The 1,434-nt window shown below is 74.5% G+C and carries 1 protein-coding gene; it reads left to right on the top strand.

All coding sequences use genetic code 11. The annotated features are described in order from the left end of the window. Positions 1–158: 158 nt before the first annotated feature. Positions 159–1,434: glycosyltransferase 87 family protein (locus tag E2E34_RS34265; RefSeq protein WP_167518451.1), on the top strand; the 1,276-nt coding region annotated here is incomplete at its 3' end.

Below are 1,434 nucleotides of genomic sequence, written 5' to 3' on the forward strand. Positions count from 1 at the left end.
ATCGAAGGGCGGCCCCGCCCCCGGCTCGGAGAAGCCCTGCGCGCCGCCAAGGTGTTCGTGGTCGCCGCGTTCCGCGTGGCCGTCCTCGGGGAGTACGCGCAGGAGGCGGGCGTGAAGCGCCGCTGATCCGCGCGCCCTGATCCACTAGGGTCGCGGCCGTGGAACAACGGAGCGTGACCCCTCGATCACCGGCCGTGCCGGCCCGGACGCCCGCCGGCGTCCTGCTCGCCGTATCGCTGGCCGCGCTGGCCACGCTGTGCGTACTCCAGCACATTCCCATGGCCGACACCCTCGTCTACCGGGCGGAAGGCGCGGCCGTCGCGAACGGCACCGACCTGTACGGGTTCACCGTCACCCAGTGGCAACTGCCCGCCACCTACCCGCCGTTCGCCGCGATCCTCTTCGTGCCGACGACCTGGCTGCCGCTCGGCGCCCTCAAGGCCGCCTTCGCCGTCGGCAACACCGCGCTCCTCGCGCTCCTCGTCCATCTCTCCTGCCGCTTCGCCCGGCTGCCGGCCGGACCCGCCCTCGTCGTCGCGGCCACGGCGCTCGGCGTATGGCTCGAACCCGTCTTCCAGACGATCGTTTTCGGTCAGATCAACCTGGCTCTCGCCTGCCTCGTCCTGTGGGACCTGACCCGTACGGACGACGCCCTGGGCAAGGGATTCGCGCTCGGAGTCGCCGCGGGCATCAAGCTCACGCCCGCGATCTTCATCGTCCACCTGCTGCTGACCGGCCGGGTACGCGCGGGGCTCACCGCCGTCGCCTCGCTGACCGGCACGGTGCTGCTCGGCGCGCTCGTACTCCCGCACGCCAGCGTGGACTTCTGGACCCGGCGGATCTTCGAGACCGGACGGGTCGGCAAACCGTGGATCGTCGACAACCAGTCACTGCAGGGGCTGCTGGCACGGCTGCTGCACCGGCCCGAGCCGGGCGCGGTGTGGCTCGCGGTCGCGGCGCTCGTCGCGGCGGCCGGGCTGTGGGCCGCGCGCCGGGCGGCGGCCGGGGGGCGCGAGCCGTGGGGCGTGCTCGCCGTGGCGGCGACCGCGCTGCTGGTGTCGCCGATCAGCTGGTCCCACCACTGGGTGTGGTGCGTGCCGCTGCTCGCGGTGCTCGTCGCGGAGGGGCGGAGCAGAGCGGCCGCCGCGGTGGCGGTCGTCTTCCTGGCGCGGAGCCTGTGGCTGGTGCCGCACGAAGGGCCGCTGGATCTTCGGCTCCCGTGGTGGCAGCAGCCGCTGGCATCCCCGTACCCGCTCCTGGCCCTCGGCCTGCTGGGGTACCTGCTGTGGCCCCGGCCGGGCCGGCGGCGGTCCGTCCTGGCCGGGGCCGCCCCTGCCCGCGACGACACCGGTGACCGCGGCCGGGAGGACGACCGCCGCCGCGACGACAGCCGAAGCGGCCTGGGAGCGTCCTCCCGGCCGCGGTCACCGGTGT

The organism is Streptomyces albidochromogenes (genome assembly GCF_005981925.1).
Classification (GTDB): domain Bacteria; phylum Actinomycetota; class Actinomycetes; order Streptomycetales; family Streptomycetaceae; genus Streptomyces; species Streptomyces albidochromogenes.